The organism is Rhizobium sp. A22-96 (assembly GCF_053521805.1).
This window is the reverse complement of record NZ_JBNWDQ010000011.1, coordinates 1-25,523: the sequence shown is the minus strand read 5'-3', so window position 1 is coordinate 25,523 and position 25,523 is coordinate 1. Positions and strand designations below refer to the sequence as shown.

Below are 25,523 nucleotides of genomic sequence, written 5' to 3'. Positions count from 1 at the left end.
AGCCTTGTGAGCTTCCGATCCCAGCCGCTTGATAAGCATTTAAAGATAGAAAGTGACAGCCAAATGACTGATCGGAATTAAGTTGGCCGCCAATATACCGATTTTTCTTCCAAACTTCGGAAAAACCGATAATACCGATTACCGGCTATCACCTATACCGGGACCTTCCTATTGATGACTCGTTTCGATGTACTGACCGTTGGCAATGCCATCGTCGACATTATCGCCCGCTGCAACGATCAGTTTCTGATCGACAACGAAATCACCAAGGCTGCGATGAATCTCATCGATGCCGACCGCGCAGAGCTCCTCTATTCGCGCATGGGCCCGGCGCTCGAGGCTTCCGGCGGCAGTGCCGGTAACACGGCTGCCGGCGTTGCCAATTTCGGCGGCAGGGCCGCCTATTTCGGCAAGGTCGCCGAGGATCAGCTCGGAGAGATCTTCGCCCACGATATTCGCGCCCAGGGCGTGCACTATGAGACCAGGGCGAAGGGCACTTTCCCGCCCACCGCCCGCTCGATGATCTTCGTTACCGAGGACGGCGAGCGCTCGATGAACACCTATCTCGGCGCCTGTGTCGAGCTTGGCCCGGAAGACGTCGAGGAAGATGTCGTCGCTGCCGCCAAGGTCACCTATTTCGAAGGCTATCTCTGGGATCCGCCGCGCGCCAAGGAAGCGATCCGCGAATGCGCTCGCATCGCCCATGCCCATGGCCGGGAAGTGTCGATGACCTTGTCCGACAGCTTCTGTGTCGGTCGCTATCGTGGCGAATTCCTCGATCTGATGCGCTCCGGCACGGTCGATATCGTTTTCGCCAATCGTGACGAGGCTCTGTCGCTCTACGAGACCGACGATTTCGACAAGGCGCTGACGTCGATTGCGGCCGATTGCAAGATCGCTGCCGTCACGACAGGCAAGGACGGCGCTGTCATCGTGCGTGGAAACGAGCGTTATGTCGTCGATGCGCATCCGATCGATGAACGTGTCGATACGACCGGCGCCGGCGATCTTTTCGCCGCCGGCTTCCTGTTCGGCTATACGCAGGGACGCGCGCTGGAAGATTGCGCCAAGCTCGGCAACCTCGCCGCGGCCATCGTCATCGAACAGATCGGCCCTCGGCCGATGCGGTCGCTGTCGGAAGCGGGCAAGCAATTCGGGCTTCTCTGATCGAACTAGATCGCCAAGTCGTTTGACATGCTGAGAATAAGGGCCGCCTTCGACAAATCGTCGGGGCGGCTTTTTATATGAATCGGATCAAGCGGCCGCCCAGCTCCAGAAGAGCGTCGCAGTCCTGGCTTCATAGAGAATAAGGATCCCGAGGCAGATCAGAATGAACGGAACGACCCTGTGCCCATGTTTCCTGATCGGTGCGCCAAGCTTCGGATGGTTGACAAGGGAATGGGCCGCTCCGAGCCAGATCGCGGTCAGAACCGCAAAGATGCAGCCGATAGCCATGATTTCATAGGCGGAGCGGGTGGCAAAGAGCGGCGTGTAGACGCTGATATTGTCGCCGCCATTGGCGATCGTCACGAGGGTCACTGCAACGATGTTGCCATGCCCCGCCGAGGCCTTCTCATGGTCTTCCGGATCGCCGTCTGTTTCGATGCCGTTCCAGAGTTCCCACAGCCTCCTCAGCCCGAAATAGATCGGGGCGAAACCAAGCAGGCCGATATAGGCGGCTGGAATGACGAGCACGAGAAATGAGGCGACGACGCTGACGCCGTAAAGAGTGGCAATACCGAGATATTGGCCGATGATGATCTGTTTCGCGCGGAATTTAGGATCGGCAAAAAAGCCGAGCAGAACAAAGATGTCGTCGACATTCGTCGATGTGAACACAACGATCGCAACGCCCAAAACGCCGAGTAGATAGCCCAAGATCGTCCGTCTCCATTTCCGCTGCCAGATATATCATGGCGCAGGAAAAGTCTCGGGGTGCCGATTTGATGAGGTGTTTCGTTACTTGAAGGCTTCGCCGGGGTAAGCGCCCCAGATCTCGGATTGAGCCACCCAGCCTTCGGTGCCATCAGCCGTGACCATGCACCAGTCGCCCGTGCATTCGCGAACGCTCATCATCACGCCGGGCTGAAGCTTGGCGATGATGGTGGCGGATGGCTGGGCTTCGCGACGCATATTGACGAACACGGCCTTACCCTTGCCCTTCATCCATGGAGCTGCAAGCGCAGAACGCTGGCCTGACAGCAGCGACTGGTTGACCCAGCCTTCGGTGCCGTCGGCATCGCGCACGCGCCGCCAATTATCATATTCCTGGATGATCTCGACCGGCAGTCCCTGCTTGAGGTAGAGCCATGACACGGCATAGTCGGCGCTCGGGCCGATGCGCAGATTGACCCGCTTCGATTTCAGCGTGACGAAGCGCGGCAGCGGCAATCCGCTTGGCCCCTTGGCCGCCTGAGCAGCGGCAAGATCGGCCGTTGCGGCAGCCATCATCAGGCCAATCGCGAAAATAGCGCAGGACTTCAATACTTTGCCACGCATGGAGTTTCCGTTCGTTCGTCATGACAAAGGCGCCGTTTCGATCGCCTTTGCGCTCCGGCTATCGGCAAATCCTCGGTTCGCGCCAGCGAGTTTTGTTTGTCTTCGCCTGCGGGTCTGGTAGAAATGCCCGGAACGGGGAAATTATCCCGCTTCTTGGTTAAGAACATCTGAACAAGGCATCGCCGCTCTCCATGACGCCGAAGAAAAAACCGAAGGTCTATGTGACGCGTAAACTGCCTGACGCGGTAGAAACGCGGATGCGCGAACTCTTCGATGCCGAGCTCAACATTGATGATCGGCCGCGCACCAAGGCCGAATTGATCGAGGCCGTCCGCTCGGTCGATGTGCTGGTACCGACGGTGACCGACCGCATCGACGCCGAGGTGATCGAGGAAGCCGGCCCGCAGATGAAGTTGATCGCCAGCTTTTCCAACGGCACCGACCATATCGATGTCGAGGCCGCTGCCCGTCGCGGCATCACAGTCACCAACACGCCGAATGTGCTGACCGAAGATACCGCCGACATGACCATGGCGCTCATCCTCGCCGTGCCGCGGCGTCTTGCCGAAGGTGCGCGTGTGCTGACGGACAATCCTGGCGAATGGGCGGGATGGTCGCCGACCTGGATGCTTGGCCGCCGTATCCATGGCAAGCGCATCGGCATCGTCGGCATGGGCCGCATCGGCACGGCCGTCGCCCGCCGCGCCAAGGCATTCGGCCTCTCGATCCACTATCACAATCGCAAACGGGTCAATCCGGCGACGGAAGACGAGCTGGAGGCGACCTATTGGGACAGCCTCGACCAGATGCTGGCCCGCGTCGATATCGTCTCGGTCAATTGCCCGTCGACGCCTGCGACCTATCATCTGGTCTCGGCTCGCCGCCTGGCGCTGCTGCAGCCGACGAGCTACATCGTCAACACCGCGCGCGGCGACGTCATCGACGAGACGGCGCTGATCAAGATCCTGCGCGAGGGAAAGATCGCCGGTGCCGGCCTTGACGTGTTCGAGAACGAGCCGGCGGTCAATCCGAAGCTGGTGAAGCTCGCCAACGAAGGCAAGGTGGTCATCCTGCCGCATATGAGCTCGGCCACGCTCGAGGGCCGCATCGACATGGGCGACAAGGTCATCATCAACATCCGCACCTTCATTGACGGCCATCGCCCGCCCAATCGCGTGCTGCCGTTCAGGTGACAGGTTTACGCTTGCGGGCAGGGCGGCTTGGTGCCGGCTCCACCCGCACCGAGGTGCAACCTGCCACCCACATCCAAAAACGATCCACATCCCCTCCACCGGTCACGCCCATGTCATAAAGGCGGCCCAGAGGTGGCCGGAAATACGAAGCAGGAAGGGCGAAGACAATGGCGCAGTCGCTGCCGCATGAGCGGATTCAATATGTCGTAGAAGGTGGTTTCAAGCTGGCTGGCGAGATCGAGCCGAGCGGCAATAAGAATGCGGCGCTGCCGATCATTGCCGCCTCCCTTTTGACCGATCAGCGTGTCGTGCTCAGCAATGTGCCGCGTATTCGCGATGTCGAGGCGCTGGTGGAGCTGATCCAGTCCGTGGGCGCCAAGGTGCGCTGGCTTGGCCGCAACGAACTGGAAATCGAGGCCCGCGAACTCAGGCCGGCCAATCTCGATCCCGATCTCTGCGCCCGCATCCGCGCTTCCATTTTGCTCGCCGGCCCGATGCTGGCGCGCTGCGGCGAAATTACCCTGCCGCCGCCGGGCGGCGACGTCATCGGCCGCCGGCGTGTCGATACGCATTTCCTGGCGCTCGAACAGCTCGGCACCAAGATCACTGTCAACGGCGCCTATAATTTTCGTGCCGAGCGCTTGCGCGGCGCCGACGTATTCCTCGACGAGCCCTCGGTGACGGCAACTGAAAATGCGCTCTGCGCGGCCGTTCTCGCCGAGGGCACGACGATCCTGCGAAACTGCGCCTCCGAGCCGCATGTGCAGGATCTGGCGCGCTTCCTGATCGCCATGGGTGCCCGCATTGAAGGCATCGGCACCAACATGATGACGATCCATGGCGGCCAACCGCTTGGCGGCGCCACCCACCGCATCGGCCCTGACCACAACGAAGTGGGATCGCTGATCGGCCTTGCCGCCGTCACCGGCTCCGAGATCACCATTCGCGGCGCAGGTGTGGAGCATCTGCGCTCGACCTTGATGACCTTCGAACGGCTTGGCATCCGCTGCCGCATCGAAGGCGACGATCTGGTGATCCCGGCTGGGCAAGAAATGAAGGTCCAGCCCGATTTCGGTGGTCATATTCCGAAGATCGAGGATCAGCCCTGGCCGGCCTTCCCGGCCGACACCATGTCGATCGCCATCGTCACCGCAACGCAATGCGACGGTGTCGTGCTGATGTTCGAGAAGATGTTCGAAAGCCGGTTGTTCTTCGTCGACAAGCTGATCGCCATGGGCGCCCGGATCGTACTCTGCGACCCGCACCGCGCCATCGTCGCCGGCCCATCGAAGTTGCGCGCCGCCCAACTCGAAAGCCCCGATATCCGCGCCGGCATGGCCATGCTGATCGCCGCGATGTGCGCCGAAGGCACGAGCGTCATCAACAATGCCCAGCAGATCGAGCGCGGTTATGAGCGCATCGAGGAGCGGCTGAATGCGCTCGGCGCCCGAATCAAGCGTATTCCGCCGCGGGAGGTGTGAGGGCGCAGGAGCTATTCACTAGGTTAGGAATTTGCGCATCTCGATCGACGTCGTGCGATCGAAACCCGGATGGGAGTTTTCGGCGGTCTTGCTGAAGCCCCAGGCGGCGAAGGTGGTGTGATTGTCGACAAGTTCGATCCGCGTCTCCAGCCGCAGGATGGCGAGACCTCGCTTGCGCGCCGCGGCTTCCGCAAATGTCAGCAGCCGTTTGCCGATGCCCTTGCCTTGTGCTTCCAGCAGCACGGCGAGCTTGCCGATATAGAGGCTCTCCGGCTCGGCGCGGCAAAATACACAGCCGACTATCTGATCACCATCGAGCGCGACATAACCGATTTCGTTGCGGGCTTTTTCCCTGAGAGACTGCACCGTGAGCGCATGTGCCGAAGAGGGCGGATCGATTCGTCCATCCATATAGGCGAACGATGAGAGGATCAGATCGAGCAACTCGTCCCACCGGTCGAAGCTGCCATTAAGCCGTTGAATCGTAATATCGCTCACTCGGCCGCCACCTTGGCACGCTTGCGACGATAGCGAATGGTCTCGAATTTCGCCGAGAGCGCATCATAAAGCAGCAGGCGGCCGATTAGCGGCTCGCCGATGCCGGTGACAAGCTTGATGGCCTCCATCGCCATCAGCGTGCCGATGACGCCGGTCAATGCGCCGATGATGCCGGTCTCGGCGCAGCTCGGGATAAGGCCTTGCGGTGGGGGCGCGGGAAAGAGATCACGATAACGCGGATTGGGTGCGCCGTCGGCGCCACTCTCATAAGGCTTCAGCGTCGTCACGGATCCATCAAATCGCCCGACTGCGCCCGTTACGAGCGGCAGATGTGCGGCCTCTGTCGCATCGGCCGCGGCATAGCGCGTATCGAAATTGTCGGAGCCGTCGATGACGAGATCGAAGCCGGCGAGCTGCCTGGCCGCTGTATCAAGCGCAAAACGCTCCTCGAAACGGATGGTCCGCACATGCGGATTGAGCCGCGCAATGGCGTCGGCGGCACTTTGCGTCTTCAATTCGCCGATGGTGCCGCTGTCGTGGATCACCTGCCGCTGCAGGTTGGAGAGCGAAACGTGGTCGTCATCGGCAATGCCGATCGTGCCGACGCCAGCGGCCGCAAGATATTGCAGCACAGGCGCACCGAGCCCGCCCGCACCGATCACCAGCACGCGCGCCGCTTTCAATTTCTGCTGGCCGGCGCCGCCGACTTCAGGCAGCAGGATATGGCGCTGGTAGCGGGCGATTTCGTCTGAAGTCAAAGGATCCATAGCGGCCACTCTATCACGATCGGCGGTTTTGAGATGCTAGGATTTCGTAATGCCGCCATGCGCAACGGTAAAGAACTGCGCGCGCTCGCCAAGTGCGGAAAACATCGCCTTGTCCGTCCCAGTCATGAAGGCCTGCCCGCCGAGCCCATCGATGAGATCGAAAAGTGCGGCGCGCCGGCCTTCGTCGAGATGCGCGGCGATCTCGTCGAGCAATAGGATCGGCGCATGGCCCGTGAGATTGCCGACCAGGCGCGCATGGGCGAGAATCAGCCCGACAAGCAGTGCCTTCTGCTCGCCGGTCGAGCAGCGCTCGGCTTCCATATCCTTTTCGCGGTGGCGAACCAGGAGATCTGCGCGGTGCGGTCCGTCCAGCGTCCGTCCGGCCGCGGCATCGCGGTAGCGCCCCTCGCGGAGCAGGGCGGCATAATTGTCCTCGAGATCGACGGCCGGCCGGTCGAACTGACCGTCGAAAAAGCCGGAAAGCTCCAATGTTGCCGAAGGAAACGGTGTCGCCTCGCGCGTTTCGGCGATGAGGCGCGAAAGCAGGCCAAGCATTTCCTGCCGCGCGATCGCCATGGCGATGCCGAGACTTGCCATCTGCTCCTCGATACCGGCAAGCCAGGAGGGGTCGAACCGGCCTTCGGACAAAAGCTTGTTGCGGCTGCGCATGGCGCGCTCGAAATCGCTGGCACGGCGGCCGTGAGCCGGATCGAGCGACAGCACCAGCCGGTCGAGGAAGCGGCGGCGTTCCGAAGAGCCGCCGGTAAACAGCCCATCCATGGCCGGCGTCAGCCAGAGAAGCCGCAGATGATCGGTGAGCTCGTCGACAGTCTTGGCCGGTGTGCCGTTGATTCGCAGTCGGCGGGCAGCCGATTCGTCCGTTGCATCGATGCCGGTGCCGATCTCGACCGTACCGTCCATGCCGTCGAGTTCGGCAAAGATCGAAAATCCGCCTGGCGCGTTGACGCGGGTGACATCGGCATAGGCGGCGCGGCGCAGGCCACGGCCCGGCGACAGCAGCGAGACCGCTTCCATCAGATTGGTCTTGCCGGCTCCGTTGTCGCCGGTCAGCACCACATGCCGTTCATCAAGCGTCAGCGCCGCCGCCGCATAGTTGCGGAAGTCGGTGAGCTTCAGGCGCGAGATGAAAACCTTGTTGGGCATCGGTCTTTCGGATTCTTGGTCGGTGGCCGAGGGGTATGCCGAACATTGGCCAAGTGCAAGGTTTTTGCCGATGGGCCGCCGTGTAAGCGCCGTCATGGGCCACCCGCGTCCTTCGACGGGCTCAGGATGGGGGTGGAGTGAGATCTTGCACCCGGCCCCAAAGAGATCGATTCGACGAGGACTAGTCCTCATGGTGAGGAGGCCCAAAGGGCCGTCTCGAATGACGAGGGCGGTGATTCGCCGCCAAACAAAAAATCCGGCCGAATCATCGGCCGGATTCATGTGAAACAATGTGATTCGCCACTCAGTCGCTGAAGGTGTCGAAGAAATCCTTCATCCGGGCGAAGAAGCCCGTCGATTCGGGGTTGTTGTCCTTCGACGAGATCTGTTCGAATTCCTGCAGCAACTCGCGCTGGCGCTTGGTCAGCTTCTGCGGCGTTTCGATCTGGATCTGGATATAGAGGTCGCCGACCTGGCTCGAGCGCAGCACCGGCATGCCCTTCGCCTTCAGGCGGAACTGCTTGCCGACCTGCGTACCCTCGGGAACGGTGACCCGCGACTTGGTGCCATCGAGCGTCGCCACATCGAAGGTGCCGCCGAGCGCTGCCGTTGTCATCGAAATCGGCACTGCGCAATAAAGATCGGCGCCGTCTCGCTGGAAGAACTCATGCGGTTTGACGGAGAGGAAGATGTAGAGGTCGCCCGCAGGCCCGCCACGCAGACCGGCTTCGCCTTCGCCCTGCAGGCGAATGCGTGTGCCGTCTTCGATGCCGGCCGGGATGTTGACGGAGAGCGAACGCTCTTCGGTCACACGGCCTTGGCCATGACACTTGGTGCAAGGGTCGGGAATGATCTGGCCGCGGCCGTGGCAGGTCGGGCAGGTGCGCTCGACAGAGAAGAAGCCCTGTGCGGCGCGTACCCGGCCGGAGCCCTGGCAGGTGCCGCAGGTCTTCGGCTGTGTGCCGGGCTTGGCGCCCGAGCCGGAACAGACGTCGCAGGTGAGCGAGGTCGGCACGCGGATCTGCGCCGTCTTGCCGACAAAGGCTTCCTCAAGGGAAATTTCCATATTGTAGCGAAGATCGGCGCCGCGCTCGCGACCGCCGGAGGAGCGTCCGCGTGCGCGGCCGCCACCCATCATCTCGCCGAAAATATCCTCGAAAATATCGGAGAAACCGCCGCCGCCACCGAAGCCGGCGCCAAAACCGCCGCCACCGCCCATGCCACCATGCTCGAAAGCAGCATGGCCATAGCGGTCATAGGCGGCGCGCTTCTGCGGATCCTTGAGCGTTTCGTAGGCTTCGTTGATTTCCTTGAACTTCCGCTCGGCGCTGCTGTCGTCCGGATTCTTGTCCGGATGAAATTGCATTGCCAGCTTGCGAAAGGCGCTCTTCAGCTCTTTCTCGTCCGCCGTCTTTGAGACGCCCAATGTCTCGTAGTAGTCCGCTTTTGCCATTAAGGATAAGACCCCGGAAATGGATTTCCGGCTGCCCGAAGGCAGCCGGATCTAAGTCTCCTAGAGAACCTTTCGGTTCGTACTTATGCAGACCGCTTGCGGTCGTCTTCGTCCTTGATTTCCTCGTAGTCGGCATCGACGACGTCGTCCTTGCCGGCTGCCGAGGCATCGGCCGAAGGGCCTTCCGCCTGCTGAGCTTCATAGATTGCCTGGCCGAGCTTCATGGAAACTTCCATGAGCGTCTGGGTCTTGGCCTTGATGTCTTCGGCGTCCGGCTCGGAAGCTTCCGTCGCGGTCTTCAGCGCTGCAATCGCGTCGGAGATGGCGTTGCGATCGGCTTCGCTAACCTTGTCGCCGTAATCCTTCAGCGACTTCTCGCTGGAATGGATCAGGCTTTCGGCCTGGTTCTTGGCTTCGACGCCTTCGCGACGCTTCTTGTCGTCGGCAGCATGGGCTTCTGCATCCTTGACCATCTTTTCGATGTCGGCGTCGGAAAGACCGCCGGAAGCCTGGATGCGGATCTGCTGTTCCTTGCCGGTGCCCTTGTCCTTGGCCGAAACCTGGACGATGCCGTTGGCGTCGATGTCGAAGGTGACTTCGATCTGCGGTACGCCACGCGGTGCCGGCGGCAGGCCGACGAGGTCGAACTGGCCGAGCAGCTTGTTGTCGGCAGCCATTTCACGCTCGCCCTGCGAGACGCGGATGGTCACGGCCGACTGGTTGTCATCGGCGGTCGAGAAGGTCTGCGACTTTTTCGTCGGGATCGTCGTGTTGCGTTCGATCAGACGGGTGAAGACGCCACCGAGCGTTTCAATGCCGAGCGACAGCGGGGTCACGTCGAGCAGCAGAACGTCCTTGACGTCGCCCTGCAGAACGCCGGCCTGGATGGCGGCGCCGAGTGCGACGACTTCATCCGGGTTGACGCCCTTGTGCGGCTCCTTGCCGAACAGCTGCTTGACGACTTCCTGTACCTTCGGCATGCGGCTCATACCGCCGACGAGAACGACTTCGTCGATCTCGGCAGCCGTAACGCCGGCATCCTTGAGGGCAGCCTTGCACGGAGCGATCGTACGCTGGACGAGATCGTCGACCAGGCTTTCCAGCTTGGCGCGGGTCAGCTTCAGCGTCAGGTGCTTCGGGCCGGTCGCGTCTGCCGTGATGAAGGGCAGGTTGATTTCGGTCTGCTGAGCGGAAGACAGTTCGATCTTGGCCTTTTCGGCAGCTTCCTTCAGGCGCTGCAGGGCAAGCTTGTCGCCCTTGAGGTCGATGCCATTGTCCTTCTTGAACTCGGCAACGAGATATTCGACGAGACGCATGTCGAAGTCTTCACCGCCGAGGAAGGTGTCGCCGTTGGTCGACTTCACTTCGAAGACGCCGTCGCCGATTTCCAGGATCGAGATATCGAACGTGCCGCCGCCAAGGTCGTAAACGGCGATGGTCTTGCCGTCCTTCTTGTCGAGACCGTAGGCAAGTGCAGCAGCGGTTGGCTCGTTGATGATGCGCAGGACTTCAAGGCCAGCAATGCGGCCGGCATCCTTGGTTGCCTGGCGCTGGGCGTCGTTGAAGTATGCGGGAACGGTGATGACGGCCTTCTCGACCTTTTCGCCGAGGTAGGATTCGGCGGTTTCCTTCATCTTCTGAAGGATCATTGCGGAAATCTGTGCGGGCGAATAGCCCTTGCCCTGAGCTTCGACCCAGGCGTCGCCATTGTCACCCTTGACGATCGTGAAGGGAACGAGGTGCTTGTCCTTCTCGACGGTCGGATCTTCGTAGCGGCGGCCGATGAGGCGCTTGACAGCGAAGAGGGTATTCGTGGGGTTTGTAACAGCCTGGCGCTTGGCCGGCTGGCCGACGAGACGTTCGCCGTCGTCGGAGAAGGCGACCATTGAGGGGGTCGTGCGGGCGCCTTCGGCATTCTCGATCACCTTGGCGTCTTTACCGTCCATGACGGCGACGCAGGAATTTGTGGTTCCAAGGTCGATACCAATTACTTTTGCCATATCATTCTCTCCTTGAAGCAAGCTGTCGGAACCCCTGTCAGGCATTCCATTGACAGCCCCTTACGGGATGGTCTTGAGGATTGCGCAGCCATGACTGCGGTGATGCCGCGTATATAAGTAGCGGTTTTACTGACTGCAAGGCAGGAAATCACCCGGAATCCAGCAAAACGAATGGTTTGTCGCCCAAATTCCACATGGCCGTGAGTGCGCCGAGACCCTGCGGATTTGAAGCAATCTTATATCAGAGCAGCCTTGCGGCGACCATGCAAGCGGCAAGGCGCAAAATTGCGATTTTATATAGGTCCGGGCAGATTGGTTCGCAGCGGAAAGTTTGTAAAAGATGGCGTTTTGACGAGCGCCTTCGCGCGATTGATATCTCGTCCTTTAGCGATGCATTGAATCGGTGCTGCTTCGATCGAAGGCGCCGCAACGAGTGCCTGCGCCGACAAGTCGATTTCCGTCGTTGGGGATGAGGTTTCCAAGGCCTATCGGCTTCGTCGTCCCGTCTTAAATTTGACGCCTTGCTGCCTCCTGTTTTCACCGTCGCTGTATCCGACAATCAAAACAGGAAATTGCAATTATATGTCCGTTACAATCACGCGTCGCGTTGCGTTAATGACGCCATTCCTCGCCATGACGGGGCTGTTGGGATCCCATGTTCTCGCCAAAGATAGCGACAAAGGCATCGCGGCAAGACTTAAAAAGCTGGAGAAGCGCAGCGGTGGACGCCTGGGTGTCGCCGTGCTGAACACCGCCACCGGGCAGCTTGCCGGCAACCGTCTGGACGAACGCTTTGCGATGTGCAGCACGTTCAAGGCATTGGCCGTCGCGTTTACGCTTTCCCGCGTCGATCACGGGCAAGAGCAGCTCGACCGCCGCATCTTTTTCAAGGAGGGCGATCTGGTGACGCCCTTCAAGGCAACGAAACCGCATCTGGCGGATGGGATGACGATCGAGCAGCTATGCGAGGCGGCGCTGATCGTAAGCGATAGCACCGCCGCCAATTTGCTCCTGGCGAGCTTCGGCGGCCCTGCGGCCTTGACCGGCTATCTTCGATCCCTCGGCGATCCGGTGACGCGGCTTGATAAGATCGAGCTGGATCTGAATATCGTCAAGCCCGGCGAAACACATGACACGACCTCTCCCCGTGCCATGGTGGCCACGCTGCAGAAGATCATCCTTGGCGACGCGCTGTCAGCCGCGTCCCGCGCGAAGCTGACAAATTGGATGATCGCCTCCAAGGATGCGGCCGCGCAGCGCCTTCGCGTCGGCCTGCCGAACGGCTGGCGTATAGCGAATAAGCCCGGGACATGGAACGGAATTTCCACCAATGATATCGGGGTGATCTTTCCACCCGGCCGCGATCCGATCGTGGTTGCGGCCTATCTCGGCGAAGCACCGGGCTCGATAAAGGACCAGGAGGCCATCCTGGCCGAAGTTGCCCGCATCGTGGCCGAAGAAATCTGACGTCAAACGAAAGCTGCCGGTCGCGGCGCGCAGATGATCATCTCTTGATGCTGATCGTTCAGCCGCCGCGGCCATTCCGTCGACGCGCCAATGTCAGATGACGCGCCGCGGTTCGGCAATCCTCGGAGAATTCGCTTCCTCTACCGCGTCACCGCCCGAGAATGACGTCGAGCAGCGACGAACGGTGTGGCCGTGCTGCTGCGGTCGGAGGAGCGGTCTCGCCGACATCGGCCGGCGGGATATCGCCGGTGTCGTAAGAGTTGGAGCTGTAGGGATTGGTATCGTCGGCAATGTTGGCCGGCGGCAGATCCTGAGGGTCGTCATTGGCCGAGGCCTGATTGACGATCTGCGGCTGAATCGGCTGCTGCGACGGCCGTTGCTGCAATGTTGGCTGCTGGATCGGCTGCCCGCCATCGAGCGAGCCGGAGATGATATTGCCGATCGTCGTCGGCTGACCCGCATTCGGCTCGGTCTGCGCCACCGGCAGGCCGTTGTCGATGATCTGGCCGCCACCGAAGATCGGCGTCGGCGTGATGCCCTTATGGGCGGCGATCATGAATTCCTTCCACGCCCTGGCCGGCAGCCCGCCGCCGGTCACCTTGCGCATCGACTTGCCATCGTCATTGCCGAACCAGACGCCGGTGGTCAGATGGCTGGTGAAGCCGACGAACAGCGCGTCGCGGAAGGACTGCGTCGTGCCCGATTTGCCGGCCGCCTGCCAGCCTGGAATACGCGCCGACTTGCCCGTGCCCGAGGCGATGACGCCGGCCATCATGGCGTTCATGTTGGTAACGATATCCGGGTTCAGCACCCGCTGCGGATTGTCGGTATTGGCCTGGTAGAGCACCTTGCCCGAGGCTGTGGTTACCTTGGTGATGACGTGCGGCGCCACCTTGAAGCCACCGTTCATGAAGGTGGCATAGGCGGAAGTAAGCTCCAGCAGCGACACTTCGGAGGTTCCAAGCGCGATCGAGGCATTGGATTGCAGGTCGGATTCGATGCCGAGCCTGTGCGCCACCTTGATCACCTGATCGGGGCCGACTTCCGCAACGAGCTGTGCGGCAACCGTGTTCAGCGATTTCGCCACTGCTGTTGCAAGCGTCACGGGGCCGCTATAGCGCTGCTCGTAGTTTTCCGGCGCCCAATTGCCGATTTTGACCGGCATGTCTTGGCGGATCGAATTGGGCGTCAGGCCCGCTTCCAGCGCCGCGGTATAGACGAAAGGCTTGAAGGCGGAGCCGGGCTGGCGTTTGGCTGTCACGGCGCGGTTGAACTGGCTCTGCGCATAATCGCGGCCGCCGACCAGCGCGCGGATAGCACCAGTCGCATCGACGGATACGAGCGAGGCCTGCGACGCGTTCAGCTTCTTGCCGTCTTTCGAAAGCACGTCTTCCAGTGCCTTTTCGGCTTGTTCCTCGAGCGACATGTCGAGCGTGGTGTCGACGATCAGGTCTTCCTTGACGTTGCCGCCGATCAGCTTTGGAAGCTGGTCCATGACCATGTCGGCGACGTAATTCTCAGCCCCGGTCCAGTAGCTTTTCGATCGTGTTGGCTGCTGAGACATCGCCGTCTTGGTATCGGCCTCGGTAATGAAGCCTTGATCCTGCATGGCCTGCAGCACCAGCTGCGCGCGCGCCTCAGCGGCGGCGGGATCGCGGGCGGGAGAGAGCCTTGATGGCGCCTTGACGAGGCCGGCAAGCATGGCCGCTTCACCGAGATTGACGTCCTTGGCCGATTTGTTGAAGTAGCGCCGTGACGCCGCCTCGACGCCGTAGGCGTTCGAACCGAAATAGACGCGGTTCAGGTACATCGTCAGGATCTGGTCCTTGGTGTACTTGTGCTCCAGCCACAGCGCCAGCAGCACTTCCTGCACCTTGCGTTCCAGCGTGCGGTCCGGCGAGAGGAACAGGTTCTTGGCGAGCTGCTGCGTCAGCGTCGAGCCGCCTTGGACGGCGTGGCCCGTCACCACATTGGTCACGACGGCGCGGGCAAGGCCGATCGGATCGAAACCGAAATGCGAATAGAAGCGCCGATCCTCGATGGCGATGATGGCTTCCGGAATGTAGGGCGACATGTCGCTGAGCGCCACGGCCTCGCCGCCGGTCGTGCCGCGATTGGCAATCAGGCTGCCGTCGAGGTCGGTGATCTTGACGTTCGGCGGCCGCTCGGGAATGACCCAGGTACTGGCGCTCGGCATGCGCGAGCCGTAATAGGCGACAAGGCCGGCAAGGCCGATACCGCCCCAGAGGCAGAGCACAAGACCCCAGTAGATTGTCGAACGGATGAAGCCGAAAAAGCCGCGCCGCGGCTGCGCCCGGCGCGCAGGTTTGCGGCGGCTGCGGGCGCGGGTGCGGCGAGGCTTTTCGACCACGGGCTCATCCTCGTCGTCTTCATCCTCGTCTTCGTCGGGCTCAGGTTCTTCGTAGTATGTCTTGGAAGGAGACGGATATTTCTTGGCCGAGCGCCTGTTGCCGATGATGCGTTCGCCGGCATTGAATCCGTCTTCGTTGCGTTCCCGACCGCTGGAAAAGGATGGTTCTATCCTCTGGCGTGATTTCTTCTTATCTGCCATTGCGGGCCGGTCGTACCTCGATGCCTAGTGTTCCATGTCTTCTGTCAGGCTGATCGCTGCGGCAGCACATGGCTTTCAGCGTGAGAAGCCGCCCTTGCTGGCACGTCGTTCCGAAAAATGGATACCGATTCCCGGAGCGGGACGCCACCCGCCTTTGCTCACGAACCCCTCGTGAAGACATCAAATCCCGCCTGAACTGTAAATGCGGCGATTTAAGGAGGGATTAAGAACATTCCCGACGCTTGTGTGACAGCGGTTTCGCCTGTGCTGGCAGGCCTTTCAGGGAACTTTCCGCCGCTTCGGGCATTATCCGATCATAAAAACGAAGGGGACGAGCATATGAGTTCGTTGACGAAGATAGAGGAAGGCAGCGGGAGCAAGCTGCGGGAAGTCTGGAGCGTCGAGGATTTTGCCCGGCGTCACCGGATCTGCAAGGAGGAGGAAGCCCGGCTGAAAAAGCTGTTCGGCGACTTCGCGACAAAGCAGGAATTGCTCTCGAACGCGCAAAGGCCGCCGCTATTTCGCTGAGCGAGATTGGCAGGCCCGGCGCGATGTCGATCGTGGGCCGTTGCGGCTGAGAGGCTGGCGGCGGAGGAGGCTATGCCGATGTGGAAGCGTTTTGAATTATGGCTGGTCGATCGGATCGACCGGATTTTCGGGCTTGAACGGCTCGCGCGCCGCGCCGGGTTTTCGCCTGACGAAGCCAAACGGATCGCGCGGGACAAATAGACCAGCGCCAGCCGGATCGGTGTGGGGCTCCCCTTGATCGAATGCGTCGAAACTTCGCGGCGCGCCCTCAATCTTCCGTATTTTCGAAAGCTCTGATCGAGGTTATAGTATTGTCATGTGGCCGTCTTGGAGGGTGGTTCCAAACAAGCGGCAGCGCGTGAGGAGGAGTATTCATGCGACACATCAAATGGAGCAACCCAATCGAGATCGGTTTTGCTCAAGGTACGTTTCAGCTCGTGACAGGTCCGTCCGAGGCATTGAATTGCATGGCCAATCTTTGGCCTGACCGGCGCGGTCCGCTCTATGTCGCGGCGAGAAGCATTTGCCGCGCGGCAATCGACGGCCGCAAGTCAGCTGAAGAAGCGCGGGAAATGTTCATTTCGGCGACGCGCGAAGCGCATCTCAAGATGCACTGACGCCAGTCGAGACTATCGGCCCGTTTAGTGACCCGATCCTGTGAGCCGGCGGGAGCGCGCAAGGGGCAGCGACCTTTGAAGGCGTACTTTCTCGCAAGGCATATTTCTAGCGCCCCGCCCCTCTGCGTAGACGGCCTGCATTCTTCAAATCACCCGTCTCTCATCAAAAAAGCCAGCAACCTTAAAGGTCGCTGGCTTTGTGTTGTCTAGCGGGGCGCAGTATTGTTAGCGGTTTGAGCCTCTGACAGACATGCGGCAATTCGGTTCCGATGCCGGGCAATCCTTTTGATCGGGGCTGTAAGGTCCCGGCGTGCCCGCATTCGGACGCGGATTGTTTTGCGGCTGCGGCTGTGGCTGCGGTTGAGCCTGCGGCTGACGCTGCGGTTCCGGGCGGGGCTGGTTGTCCGGGCGATTGTTGTCGCGGTGACGATCCGGGCGGTTGCCCCAGCCCTGATTGTTGTCAGGCTGCTGGCGGCCCCAATCGCGATTGCCGTCAGGCTGCCTGTCCCAATCGCGATTGCGATCAGGGCGGCGATCCCAGTTGCGGTCCGACCCGTTGTTCCAGTCAGACCCGCGATCCCAGTCGCGATTGCGGTCAGGACGGCGATCCCAATTGCGATCCTGCCCGTCATTCCAGTTCGATCCGCGATCCCATCCCGGAGGATTGCGATCCCAGTTGTTATCCGGACGACGGTCGACCCAGCCGGGGCCGCGGCGCCAGCGATCGCGATCGCGATAGAAGTCGCGGCCACGATAGTAGCGGCCCCAATAGTCATCGAAATTGAAAACCACCGTCGGGATGCCGAGCGGGCGGTAGTATTGCCGGTCGACATAGATGCGGCGCGACTGATAGGTCGCCTGAATATAGCGGCCGGCGACCCAGCCGCGGCCGCCGTAGAACGAGACGTCGCACCAGGGCGTGTCGTTGAGGCAGCCATTGATCTGCAGCGGTACGCCGACGGGTATCATGGTGACGGCGGGATAGGCGGTGCTCGGGCCGGACCGCATGTTGACGTTTGCGGTGGCAAAACCCTCCGCTGCCTCCGCGATGGCCGGCAACGCAATGAATGCGGCCAGTATGCTCGCGGCAAAAACCTTGAATCTCATGAAAACTCTCCCCCTTGCACACCGGCGCTCGAAATCATCGACCGGTGCCTGTTCCATCTGTCGTGCGTCTACCCCGACGCCATTCGCAGTGACGTTCCAAATTCGGCAAGATAAAGGCCTGCGCATGCACGGAATCTGATAGGATTCCATGGCGCGCCTTCAATCTTTACATGTGTTTTAGAAGTCTTTGCATGAATACAGCTTGAACGACCAATCATCATGCATTGGGGTACCGGGAGATTTCATGGCAAGCCTCGCCTGCCGTTGGTGGGTTGTCATCGGTTGAGTTTCTTATGCTCGCTTGCAATCATGAGAGAACAATGGTGGTGGCCTTGAAATCGCCATCCTGCCGTCCGATATACAGTCCAGTCATGCAGCCGATGGATGGCTGGAGCGCTTGAGAGCGATCCGTGTTCGTCCGTCGGGATTGTCGAAGCAAGTTGACCTTTCGTTAACTTTTGACGAGCAATCTGACTGCAGTTCCGCTTTCCCTTTGACCACGGATGTACTGGCACTGTTGCGAGGGCGGATGACGAAAGGCCGGATTGTTCCGGCCTTTTTGTTTTCATGGTGGTGGCGTGTTTCCTGTGAAAACGGGGACGCGCCATTTTCATTTTCGACGCTTTTCTCCCGGAAAACAAAAACCGCCGCAGTTGCCTGCGGCGGTTTAAATTCGAGGAATGAGCCCGGCGTGGCCGGGCGCTGTCCTTAGTTCGCCTTCTTGGCCGAGACCTTGACGATCTTGGCCGGAGCTTCGGCCACGTTTGCCTTGCCGGCCGGCACATAACCAGCACCGATGTTGATGTTCAACCCGATGTAGTCGAGGGCGCTCTGCTGAACGGCTTGTGCCAGGCTCTGCTGGGCGGCTGTCACGTTACGCTGTGCATCGAGAACGTCGAGCAGCGAAGACGCACCGTCCTTGTAGCTCGCGGTCGAGAGCTGCAGGGCTTCCTGATAGGACTTGACCTGAGCATGCTGCGCAGCAACCGTCTGTGCATCGCGGGAGACGGCTGAGAGGTAGTTTTCGACATCTTCGATAGCCGACCGTACCGTCTGCTGCCATGCGATATAGTTTTCGCGGCTTGACGACTGCGCGCTCTTGACGCCAGCGCGCAGGGCGCCGCCGTCGAAGATCGGCAGGTTCAGCGACGGGCCGAACGACCAGGTGGTGAAGCCGCCGCTTGCTGCCGAGGTATGGGTATAGGTCGGCGAAATCGAACCGCTGAGCGTGATCGACGGGAAGAGCTTGGCTTCCGCCACGCCGATCTGAGCCGTCGAGGCTGCAAGAGTACGCTCTGCAACGCGAATATCAGGACGGTTGCGGATGAGGTCAGCCGGGAGGCCCGTGCGGACGCTGCCGCGGAACACCGGCTGTTTGCCGCCGCCCTGCATCTGGGCGATGATCGTTGACGAAGAAACGTTGAGCAGCGTCGCGATGTGATGCACCTGCTGGCGATAGCTGATTTCATAACCAGGTACCAATGCCAGCGTCTGGTTGACGAGGCCTTCCGCCTGAACCACGTCGAGGCGGGATGCTGCGCCGGCTTCGAGCTGGAACTTGGTCAGCGAAAGCGTATCGCGCCGGGACTTCAGGTTTTCCTGAGCGATCGAAATGAGCGCCTGGTAGTAGCGGGCATTGACGTAGCTGTTGGCGAGATCCTGCAGATAGGTCAGGCGTGCAACATCAACGTTGGAATAGGCGGCGTCGAGCGAAGCGTTGGCGCTTTCCGTCGCGCGGCGATACTGACCCCAGAGGTCGAGCAGCCAGGAAGCCGAAGCGGTGCCCGTCGTGACATTGCGTCGTCCAGCCGAAGAGGAAACCGACGAGCCACCCTTCTGGCCGCTTGTCGTGTTGTCGCCGCTGACGGTCAGGCTCGGAAGCCCGCCGGCGCCTGCGGTAACGACTGCGGCTTCAGCCTGGTTGATGCGCTCCAGCGTCTGCTGGATGTTTAGGTTCTGGGCAAGTCCCTGCGCGGCGAAGGCATTCAGCTTGGCGTCGCCGAAAGCAGTCCACCATTGCGAACCGGCGACATCGCCGTTCATCTTCGTACCGCCCTCCGAGAATTTGGCCGGCAGAGGCATTTCCGGTGGTTTATGGTCTGGGCCGCTAACGCAACCTGCCAGAATAAGCAGCAGGGCGGGGGCGGCAGTACGAATGGAAACCATCACATTGTCCCACAATTCAATTTACTGATCAGTGTTTTAAGGGTCGACGTGACCCATGTGTGTCGGCGCTCCAGCCCTACTCAAAACAAACAAATGACCCGAAGCGGTCGTCGTCAATCTAGCAATGAGTTTTGCAATAGCACAGTGGCTTTTACGAATTCTCGTTCGCGAACATATGTGGGATCGAGCAAAATATCAGGGTGTCGTTAAAAAAAATATAAAGTGTTGCAAAAAACATACCCTTTCACGCACCACCCATGGGTGCGGGAAAGGAATGATTTGGCCGAAAATGCAACCATGGGAAGGTTTTTCGGTGCGCGGAGCCCATCAAAGGGCCATCTCACTTATCTTTATTTAAAAATAGCGAGCCAGACTTGCGCGAACCCTATCGCGCGGTGTTGCACCGCGGTCGTCAGCCATGAAAGGCGTACCTGTAATCGCCTCATAGGCGCGGATATAGACCTTCGAGGTCTCCTCGACGAGCTGCAGCGGGATCTCGGGAATCTCGTCCTTGTAGGGATCGCAGCGTTCCGTCACCCAGGCGCGCACGAAATCCTTGTCGAAGCTTTCCGGGCGTGCGCCTTTTTCGAATCGGTCCTGGTAGCTGTCATCAAGCCAATAACGGCTGCTGTCCGGCGTGTGGATCTCGTCGGCGAGGATGATTGTTCCATTTTCGTCGGTGCCGAATTCATACTTCGTATCGACGAGGATCAGCCCCCGCTTGCGGGCGATCTCCTGCCCCCGCGCGAAAAGCGCCAGGGCATAGCTCGACAATGTCTCCCATTGTGCCTTGGTCAAGAGCCCCTGGCCGATAATCTGGGCCGGTGTCAGCGGCTCGTCGTGGCCGCCATCGAATTCCTTGCTGGTCGGCGTGATGATCGGCTCCGGCAGGATCTGGTTGTCGCGCATGCCATCCGGCAGCGTGATGCCGTACATGTCGCGCTGACCCTTCTTATAGAGCGTCAGGATCGAGGTGCCGGTGGTGCCGGCGAGGTAGCCGCGCACGACGACCTCGACCGGGAGAATGGAGAGCCGCTTGCCGACGACGACATTCGGGTCCGGATAGTCGACGACATGGTTCGGGCAGATATCGCGCGTCTGCTCGAACCAGTAGCGCGCCGTCTGTGTCAGCACCTGCCCCTTATAGGGAATGCAGGTGAGAATGCGGTCGAAGGCGCTCAGCCGATCGGTGCTGATGATGATGCGGCTGCCGTCAGGCAGGTCGTAATTCTCGCGCACCTTGCCGCGATAGTAATTGGGCAGTTCCGGAAAATGGGCTTCGGAGAGAATTCGCAACGCGTCCACCAGCAGGCTCATGCGTCCGCCCGACGGACGCTTCTTCAGCGGACCCTTAGCGCATTGTGACGGAAATCGGAACGATTTTCACATATAAGAGTGCATTCTCATGGCCGCTTGTTCGCCTGTCCACCGGAGTGGTCAATTCGGCACGCGCCAGCCGCCGTTTGCGGTCTTCTCCAGGATGGGCGTGGAAAAGACCCCGACGATCCGCTCGCTCCACGACTTGCCGTCGGCATCGACCCGCTCCCGCCAGCGCTCCGACTGCAGCATGGCCGCGCCGATCACCACCGGCTCGATACCGCAAGCCGTCACAAGCTGCAGGCCGGAAACGATCGAGGCGCCGCTGGAGATGACGTCGTCGATCAGCGCCACCCGCTTTCCTTCAAGCAGCGGCAGCATGCGCGGATCGATATAAAGGCGCTTCTGCTGGTTCGGCGTGGTGATGGAGGAGAGCGAGACAGACAATTCCTCGCGATACCAGAATTTGCGCGAAGTCCCGAGCGGCACGTAGCGCGCATGGCCAAGTGCGCGTGCAACCGCGCTTGCCAATGTCAGGCCAAGCGTCGGCAATCCGGCGACGACCTCGACATCAAAGGCGGCAATTCGCGCCGCAAGCGCCTCGGCCAGCGCTTCCTGTACGGAAAAGCTGGCCTGATTGACGATCAGCGATGCGAGCGCATGTTCGCCATCGGCCAGGACGCGGATCGGCAGCCGCAGCTGACGGCCATCCGGCAGCTCGGACACATAGAAGTCGCGGCATTCTTGGCCTGTTGAAAAGCTTTGCGGTGGATGGAGTTCCTGCCAGAAGTCATGAGGCTGCATTGCGTCTCGCCTTGGCTGCATCCTGTCCCTTGGTTTTCAAGTCGGCCCGCCGGCGGAGACGAAGGATTTCCGCTTCCGTCAGCGCCCGGACCGCACCTTTCGGCAGATCGCCGAGCGCGATATCGCCGAAGGTGACGCGCACCAGCCGCAGGCATTCGATGCCGAGCGATTCCAGCATCCGCCGGATCTGCCGGTTGCGGCCTTCCTTCAGCTCCACTTCGATCCAACTGTTTCGATCGCCGCTGCGCAGCAGGCGCGCCGAGCTGGCGGTCAGCAGCTCGCCGTCGTCGATGATACCGCGCTCCATGCGCGCAAGCTCTTCCACATCCATGATGCGGTCGACCTGAACGTGATAGGATTTGCCGACATGGCTGATCGGGTCGAGCAGCGCCTGGGCCAGTATCGTATCATTGGTAAAGAGCAACAGCCCTTCGCTTGCCTTGTCCAGGCGACCGACAGGGGCCAGATGCCGCGCATCGATGTCTTTCAGGCAATCATAGACCGTCGGCCGGCCCTCGGGATCGTCACGGGTAGTCACCAGCCCGCGCGGCTTGTTCAGCATGAAATAGAGTTTTTCCTCGGCGGATATCGCGACATCATCCACGGCAAATCGTGCGTGCTCCAGATCGACCCAGGTCGAGGGATCCGTGACCTTGCGGCCGTCCACCGTCACGCGGCCGGCCAGGATCAAAGCTTCCGCCTGGGTGCGGGAACAATAGCCGAGCTTGGAAAGCGCCCGCGGCAAGGTCACGCGCTTGCCGTCGGGCTCCTGCCTGCCCTTCGCCGTCTTGCCGGACCGCTGCGCTGAATGCCGTTGGCTCAACCGTGTTGCCTCGTGCTCGTTTCTGGAATGATCGGGCATGGCGCCCTTCAGGAACAATCCTTTCGCACGAGGATGGTCACGAGGCAATTCGGTTTGTCGCAACAGCGCGGAGGTGGCAGGGCTCGCATGTCATGGATGCGAGCCCTGCCTTGGACCGGAGCGGGCGATGGGGTCGGGTAGGCGGCATCGAGGCTGCCGCCATTCGCTCCGGAGGGATTGTCGCTGCCTGGAAACTGCATTGCTTCTATTGCTGGGATTTTTCAAAACGGCCGAGATTTGTTACAGTTTGTAACGTCGGCGGTTTCCCTGTTGCCAAAACCACCTTCCGCCCCGCATGGAGGGTCATGGTTTCCGCATCGCTTCTTCTGGTCGAGGACGACCGCGAGATTAGGGCGCTCCTCGAGGAGTTCCTGAGTCGCGAGGGCTTCAGTGTGCAGGCTGCCGATAGCGCTGCCGCCATGGACCGCATTCTCTCGAGGGGGTTTCCCGATCTCATCATTCTCGATCTGATGCTGCCGGGCGAAGACGGCCTGTCGGCATGCCGCCGTATCCGCGCCCGCAGCCAGGTGCCGATCCTCATGCTGACGGCGAAGACGGAAGACATCGATCGCATTCTCGGCCTCGAAATGGGCGCTGACGATTATCTCGGCAAACCCTTCAACCCGCGAGAGCTTCTGGCGCGCATCCGTGCCATCCTGCGCCGCTCGGGCCCCGAGCGGACGGAGGAGGGCGCGGTGCCCGCACGGCGCAAGAGCTTCGCCGGCATGATCGTTGATCTCGATGGCCGGGTGATCGAGATGGAGGGCGAGCGGCTCGTGCATCTGACCACGGCGGAGTTCGATCTGCTGGTCTGCTTTCTTGAAAGACCGCGCCGCGTCTTGTCACGCGATCAGTTGCTCGACTGGACGCGCGGCCGCGGCGCCGATCCTTTCGACCGCACCATCGACGTGACGGTCTCGCGTCTTCGCACCAAGCTTGGGCATTGCCTGCCCGATGGCGCCCATATCATCACCACCGTGCGTAACGCCGGCTATCTCCTCACCACCGATGTGAAGGATGTCTGAGCCATGTTGAAACTCGGCCTCGTCGCCCGCATCATCATGATTGTTGCCGTGGCATTGTTCGTCATCCAGCTTGCGGCTTTCGCTGCGGCGCAGTTGAAGCCGGACACTTCATTCAATCCCGAGATCTCGCCGGCAATGCAGGTCAAGTCGGCAATCCGCCTTCTCGACGCCATTCCGCCGGAGACCCAGCCGCTCGCCGTTCGCGCCCTGAATGCCAATGGCTTGGCCCTGAGGCTCATCGACACCCCGCAGTCGGAACAAAAGGACGGTGCGTCCAATCTCACCCTGACCGACAAGCTGGCCCGCGAGTTCGCAACGATCGCGCTCGGCAATCGCTACTTCAATATGCGATCGCTGTCTGAGAAGCCGCAGGGCTGGTTCTCGGTCGGTGCATCGGACCGGATCATGGAAGTGTCGATCGGTGTTGCCGGGGGCAAGGTTGCCGTCTTCAATCTTCCTGACACGCCGACGGTCCGATTGCATGGCGTTCCGGTCGGCCTCATCGCCGGCGTGCTTGGCATGCTGGTCGCCGTCATCGCCATTGCTGCTGTGGCACGGGAAACGCGGCCCCTGACGCGGCTATCGCGTACCGTCAACTCCATCGGCAATGGCCTGCAGCCCGTCCGCATTCCGGAGAGGGGCGCCTGCGAACTGCGCATGCTGATCAAGGCCATCAATGCGATGCAGCTGCGCATAGCCGCGCTTGTCAATAACCGGACCCTCATTCTTGGCGCGATTTCGCACGATCTCAGGACCTATTTGACGCGCTTCCGCCTGCGCGTGGAGATGATGCCGGATACGCCGCATCGCGATCGGGCGATCGCCGATGTCGAGGCCATGCAGCGTCTTATCGAGGATGCGCTTGGCTTTGCGCGCAGCACGGTCGTTCTGGACGGCAAGAATATTGTCGACCTCGACGCTGCCATCTGCTCCCACATTGCCGAACGCCAGGACGGGTCGGACCTCGTTGCCTTCTCTCCGCTCGGACAGTCTCTGCCCGTGAGCGTGCCGCAGACGGCATTGGTGCGGGTGCTGGATAATTTGATCGACAACGCCCTGCGTTATGGCGGCTGTGCGGAGATCGAGGCGGGGCTGCGCGACGGTCAGGCGGCCATCATCGTCGGCGATCGCGGGCCGGGCATTCCGACGGAGCGACGCAAGGAAGTGCTCGAACCATTCGTGAGATTGGAAGAGTCCCGTAACCGTGATCTCGGGGGCAGCGGTCTGGGTCTGGCGATCGTTCGGCAAATTCTCGATGCGCATGGCGGCGCGCTTTGCCTGGAGGACCGCGAGGGCGGCGGGCTTAATGCCGTTGTGCTGTTGCCGCTTGCCGTCAGCCAGAGAAAGGCTGCCTGAGGCAGCATGGATCAGCAGCGACTGCACCGGGCGGTCGATGTCATATCACCTGTCTTCTTCTGTTCAGTGGCAGGTCAGAAACGTCCGCAGTTCTTCCCGGCTGAGGACAATGCCCTCTGCAGCCTTTAGCGGGTCGGGATGTGTATAGGTGAAGCGGTGCAGGTCGGGCAGATCCAATGCCTGACGCATGCTCATGATCCCCAGCGCCCGCCGTCCGCCGCCACTGTCGACGCTGACTTCGACGATGCTTTCCGGTCTTGCTCTATGCATTGTTTCCTCCCTCCTATTCTATTTCTCTTATATATAGCAGAAATCTCTTATAAAATATCGGTTTTTCTGAGGCTTGCATCCCTATGGAATAGCGAGCGGATGCAGCATCCGAGATTGCCCTGGATCAGCTCTCTCGCTGTTCCGATTGGCACTGCCAAAAGCCAAGCCTCGTGGAAGAGCGGCATACGCATGGCCTTTTTGGTCGGCCGGCAGGAATTTTGATCATCTGGACAAAGATTTTGGGAGCGCCTGTGGGCAAAAGCGGACGATCTCGACAGGTTCCATCAAATCTCTTTTTCTTATCAATGGCTTAGAAAAATGTCAGAATTTTTACAGTATGAGTGTTGACTTGGTTCGGAGGTAGGGTCTATAAGCCC

At 60.6% G+C, this 25,523-nt stretch carries 23 protein-coding genes; 9 read left to right on the top strand and 14 right to left on the bottom strand.

Annotation, left to right across the window (positions count from 1 at the left end; genetic code table 11):
• Positions 1-174 precede the first annotated feature (174 nt).
• On the top strand, positions 175-1,167 hold the full coding sequence (locus tag ACQZ6F_RS32480) for an adenosine kinase (protein WP_449096089.1): 993 nt from the start codon (positions 175-177) through the stop codon (positions 1,165-1,167).
• An 87-nt stretch (positions 1,168-1,254) separates the two neighbouring features.
• Here ACQZ6F_RS32480 and ACQZ6F_RS32475 read toward each other — a convergent pair whose 3' ends face one another.
• Complete coding sequence (locus ACQZ6F_RS32475) at positions 1,255-1,878, bottom strand: cadmium resistance transporter (RefSeq protein ID WP_449096088.1); 624 nt, start codon at positions 1,876-1,878, stop codon at positions 1,255-1,257.
• Between the two features lie 81 nt (positions 1,879-1,959).
• Positions 1,960-2,499 carry an SH3 domain-containing protein gene (locus tag ACQZ6F_RS32470; RefSeq protein ID WP_077472228.1) on the bottom strand — a complete coding sequence of 180 codons (540 nt, stop codon included), beginning with the start codon at positions 2,497-2,499 and terminating at the stop codon, positions 1,960-1,962.
• A 191-nt stretch (positions 2,500-2,690) separates the two neighbouring features.
• Between ACQZ6F_RS32470 and ACQZ6F_RS32465 the strand changes: the two genes are divergently transcribed.
• Together ACQZ6F_RS32465 and murA are read left to right on the top strand one after the other, a co-directional pair.
• Positions 2,691-3,692, top strand: coding sequence for a 2-hydroxyacid dehydrogenase (locus ACQZ6F_RS32465; protein ID WP_449096087.1), 1,002 nt, complete (start codon positions 2,691-2,693; stop codon positions 3,690-3,692).
• A 167-nt stretch (positions 3,693-3,859) separates the two neighbouring features.
• A complete protein-coding gene (gene murA, locus ACQZ6F_RS32460; protein WP_449096086.1) occupies positions 3,860-5,173 on the top strand; it encodes a UDP-N-acetylglucosamine 1-carboxyvinyltransferase in 1,314 nt (437 codons plus the stop codon).
• Positions 5,174-5,191: 18 nt separating this feature from the next.
• Here the strand turns inward: murA and ACQZ6F_RS32455 are convergent, their stop codons facing one another.
• The 5 genes from ACQZ6F_RS32455 to dnaK form a co-directional block, all read right to left on the bottom strand.
• Entirely contained in the window at positions 5,192-5,662 is a 471-nt protein-coding gene (locus ACQZ6F_RS32455) for a GNAT family N-acetyltransferase (protein ID WP_449096144.1), read from the bottom strand.
• Between the two features lie 5 nt (positions 5,663-5,667).
• Entirely contained in the window at positions 5,668-6,438 is a 771-nt protein-coding gene (locus ACQZ6F_RS32450; RefSeq protein WP_077472232.1) for a molybdopterin-synthase adenylyltransferase MoeB, read from the bottom strand.
• Between the two features lie 36 nt (positions 6,439-6,474).
• Positions 6,475-7,602 (bottom strand): DNA replication/repair protein RecF, encoded by a 1,128-nt coding sequence (recF, locus tag ACQZ6F_RS32445; RefSeq protein WP_449096085.1) that lies wholly within the window; start codon positions 7,600-7,602, stop codon positions 6,475-6,477.
• 304 nt (positions 7,603-7,906) lie between these two features.
• Complete coding sequence (dnaJ, locus tag ACQZ6F_RS32440; protein WP_068394829.1) at positions 7,907-9,055, bottom strand: molecular chaperone DnaJ; 1,149 nt, start codon at positions 9,053-9,055, stop codon at positions 7,907-7,909.
• Between the two features lie 83 nt (positions 9,056-9,138).
• Complete coding sequence (gene dnaK / locus ACQZ6F_RS32435) at positions 9,139-11,055, bottom strand: molecular chaperone DnaK (RefSeq protein ID WP_068394846.1); 1,917 nt, start codon at positions 11,053-11,055, stop codon at positions 9,139-9,141.
• A gap of 582 nt (positions 11,056-11,637) precedes the next feature.
• On the opposite strand from dnaK, the gene bla reads away from it, so the two are divergent.
• Positions 11,638-12,522: a class A beta-lactamase gene (bla, locus tag ACQZ6F_RS32430; RefSeq protein ID WP_449096084.1), complete on the top strand. Its 885-nt coding sequence runs from the start codon at positions 11,638-11,640 to the stop codon at positions 12,520-12,522.
• A gap of 148 nt (positions 12,523-12,670) precedes the next feature.
• On the opposite strand, the gene ACQZ6F_RS32425 is transcribed toward bla, so the two are convergent.
• Complete coding sequence (locus ACQZ6F_RS32425; protein ID WP_449096083.1) at positions 12,671-15,094, bottom strand: transglycosylase domain-containing protein; 2,424 nt, start codon at positions 15,092-15,094, stop codon at positions 12,671-12,673.
• 339 nt (positions 15,095-15,433) lie between these two features.
• Between ACQZ6F_RS32425 and ACQZ6F_RS32420 the strand changes: the two genes are divergently transcribed.
• The 3 genes from ACQZ6F_RS32420 (at position 15,434) to ACQZ6F_RS32410 (ending at position 16,239) form a co-directional block, all read left to right on the top strand.
• Positions 15,434-15,622 (top strand): hypothetical protein, encoded by a 189-nt coding sequence (locus ACQZ6F_RS32420; protein WP_077472235.1) that lies wholly within the window; start codon positions 15,434-15,436, stop codon positions 15,620-15,622.
• Positions 15,623-15,694: 72 nt separating this feature from the next.
• Positions 15,695-15,823 carry a hypothetical protein gene (locus ACQZ6F_RS32415; protein ID WP_449096082.1) on the top strand — a complete coding sequence of 43 codons (129 nt, stop codon included), beginning with the start codon at positions 15,695-15,697 and terminating at the stop codon, positions 15,821-15,823.
• Between the two features lie 173 nt (positions 15,824-15,996).
• Positions 15,997-16,239 (top strand): DUF982 domain-containing protein, encoded by a 243-nt coding sequence (locus ACQZ6F_RS32410; protein ID WP_068394833.1) that lies wholly within the window; start codon positions 15,997-15,999, stop codon positions 16,237-16,239.
• A 225-nt stretch (positions 16,240-16,464) separates the two neighbouring features.
• On the opposite strand, the gene ACQZ6F_RS32405 is transcribed toward ACQZ6F_RS32410, so the two are convergent.
• The 5 genes from ACQZ6F_RS32405 to ACQZ6F_RS32385 all read right to left on the bottom strand — a co-directional run bounded on the left by ACQZ6F_RS32405 (position 16,465) and on the right by ACQZ6F_RS32385 (position 22,456).
• The gene (locus tag ACQZ6F_RS32405; protein WP_449096081.1) at positions 16,465-17,346 is read right to left on the bottom strand and encodes an SH3 domain-containing protein; all 882 of its coding nucleotides are present in this window, start codon (positions 17,344-17,346) and stop codon (positions 16,465-16,467) included.
• A 708-nt stretch (positions 17,347-18,054) separates the two neighbouring features.
• Positions 18,055-19,512, bottom strand: a complete 1,458-nt coding sequence (locus tag ACQZ6F_RS32400; protein ID WP_077472237.1) for an efflux transporter outer membrane subunit — start codon at positions 19,510-19,512, stop codon at positions 18,055-18,057.
• A gap of 354 nt (positions 19,513-19,866) precedes the next feature.
• On the bottom strand, positions 19,867-20,808 hold the full coding sequence (locus ACQZ6F_RS32395) for a phosphoribosylaminoimidazolesuccinocarboxamide synthase (protein ID WP_449096143.1): 942 nt from the start codon (positions 20,806-20,808) through the stop codon (positions 19,867-19,869).
• Between the two features lie 141 nt (positions 20,809-20,949).
• Entirely contained in the window at positions 20,950-21,633 is a 684-nt protein-coding gene (locus ACQZ6F_RS32390) for a phosphoribosyltransferase (RefSeq protein WP_449096080.1), read from the bottom strand.
• Complete coding sequence (locus ACQZ6F_RS32385) at positions 21,620-22,456, bottom strand: pseudouridine synthase (RefSeq protein ID WP_449096142.1); 837 nt, start codon at positions 22,454-22,456, stop codon at positions 21,620-21,622. Before ACQZ6F_RS32385 ends, ACQZ6F_RS32390 begins: the two co-directional genes overlap by 14 nt.
• Before the next feature lie 344 nt (positions 22,457-22,800).
• On the opposite strand from ACQZ6F_RS32385, the gene ACQZ6F_RS32380 reads away from it, so the two are divergent.
• Together ACQZ6F_RS32380 and ACQZ6F_RS32375 are read left to right on the top strand one after the other, a co-directional pair.
• The gene (locus tag ACQZ6F_RS32380; protein ID WP_068394838.1) at positions 22,801-23,520 is read left to right on the top strand and encodes a response regulator; all 720 of its coding nucleotides are present in this window, start codon (positions 22,801-22,803) and stop codon (positions 23,518-23,520) included.
• Positions 23,521-23,523: 3 nt separating this feature from the next.
• Positions 23,524-24,876, top strand: coding sequence for an ATP-binding protein (locus ACQZ6F_RS32375; protein ID WP_449096079.1), 1,353 nt, complete (start codon positions 23,524-23,526; stop codon positions 24,874-24,876).
• A gap of 63 nt (positions 24,877-24,939) precedes the next feature.
• Here the strand turns inward: ACQZ6F_RS32375 and ACQZ6F_RS32370 are convergent, their stop codons facing one another.
• The gene (locus tag ACQZ6F_RS32370) at positions 24,940-25,146 is read right to left on the bottom strand and encodes a hypothetical protein (RefSeq protein ID WP_449096078.1); all 207 of its coding nucleotides are present in this window, start codon (positions 25,144-25,146) and stop codon (positions 24,940-24,942) included.
• Between the last annotated feature and the right edge of the window lie 377 nt (positions 25,147-25,523).

Coding starts and splice junctions, on each gene's coding strand:
- ACQZ6F_RS32480 (WP_449096089.1), top strand. CDS start 175: ATGACTCGTTTCGATGTACTGACCGTTGGCAATGCCATCGTCGACATT.
- ACQZ6F_RS32470 (WP_077472228.1), bottom strand. CDS start 2,499: ATGCGTGGCAAAGTATTGAAGTCCTGCGCTATTTTCGCGATTGGCCTG.
- ACQZ6F_RS32465 (WP_449096087.1), top strand. CDS start 2,691: ATGACGCCGAAGAAAAAACCGAAGGTCTATGTGACGCGTAAACTGCCT.
- murA (WP_449096086.1), top strand. CDS start 3,860: ATGGCGCAGTCGCTGCCGCATGAGCGGATTCAATATGTCGTAGAAGGT.
- ACQZ6F_RS32450 (WP_077472232.1), bottom strand. CDS start 6,438: ATGGATCCTTTGACTTCAGACGAAATCGCCCGCTACCAGCGCCATATC.
- recF (WP_449096085.1), bottom strand. CDS start 7,602: ATGCCCAACAAGGTTTTCATCTCGCGCCTGAAGCTCACCGACTTCCGC.
- dnaJ (WP_068394829.1), bottom strand. CDS start 9,055: ATGGCAAAAGCGGACTACTACGAGACATTGGGCGTCTCAAAGACGGCG.
- dnaK (WP_068394846.1), bottom strand. CDS start 11,055: ATGGCAAAAGTAATTGGTATCGACCTTGGAACCACAAATTCCTGCGTC.
- bla (WP_449096084.1), top strand. CDS start 11,638: ATGTCCGTTACAATCACGCGTCGCGTTGCGTTAATGACGCCATTCCTC.
- ACQZ6F_RS32425 (WP_449096083.1), bottom strand. CDS start 15,094: ATGGCAGATAAGAAGAAATCACGCCAGAGGATAGAACCATCCTTTTCC.
- ACQZ6F_RS32420 (WP_077472235.1), top strand. CDS start 15,434: ATGAGTTCGTTGACGAAGATAGAGGAAGGCAGCGGGAGCAAGCTGCGG.
- ACQZ6F_RS32415 (WP_449096082.1), top strand. CDS start 15,695: ATGCCGATGTGGAAGCGTTTTGAATTATGGCTGGTCGATCGGATCGAC.
- ACQZ6F_RS32410 (WP_068394833.1), top strand. CDS start 15,997: ATGCGACACATCAAATGGAGCAACCCAATCGAGATCGGTTTTGCTCAA.
- ACQZ6F_RS32405 (WP_449096081.1), bottom strand. CDS start 17,346: ATGAGATTCAAGGTTTTTGCCGCGAGCATACTGGCCGCATTCATTGCG.
- ACQZ6F_RS32400 (WP_077472237.1), bottom strand. CDS start 19,512: ATGGTTTCCATTCGTACTGCCGCCCCCGCCCTGCTGCTTATTCTGGCA.
- ACQZ6F_RS32390 (WP_449096080.1), bottom strand. CDS start 21,633: ATGCAGCCTCATGACTTCTGGCAGGAACTCCATCCACCGCAAAGCTTT.
- ACQZ6F_RS32380 (WP_068394838.1), top strand. CDS start 22,801: ATGGTTTCCGCATCGCTTCTTCTGGTCGAGGACGACCGCGAGATTAGG.
- ACQZ6F_RS32375 (WP_449096079.1), top strand. CDS start 23,524: ATGTTGAAACTCGGCCTCGTCGCCCGCATCATCATGATTGTTGCCGTG.
- ACQZ6F_RS32370 (WP_449096078.1), bottom strand. CDS start 25,146: ATGCATAGAGCAAGACCGGAAAGCATCGTCGAAGTCAGCGTCGACAGT.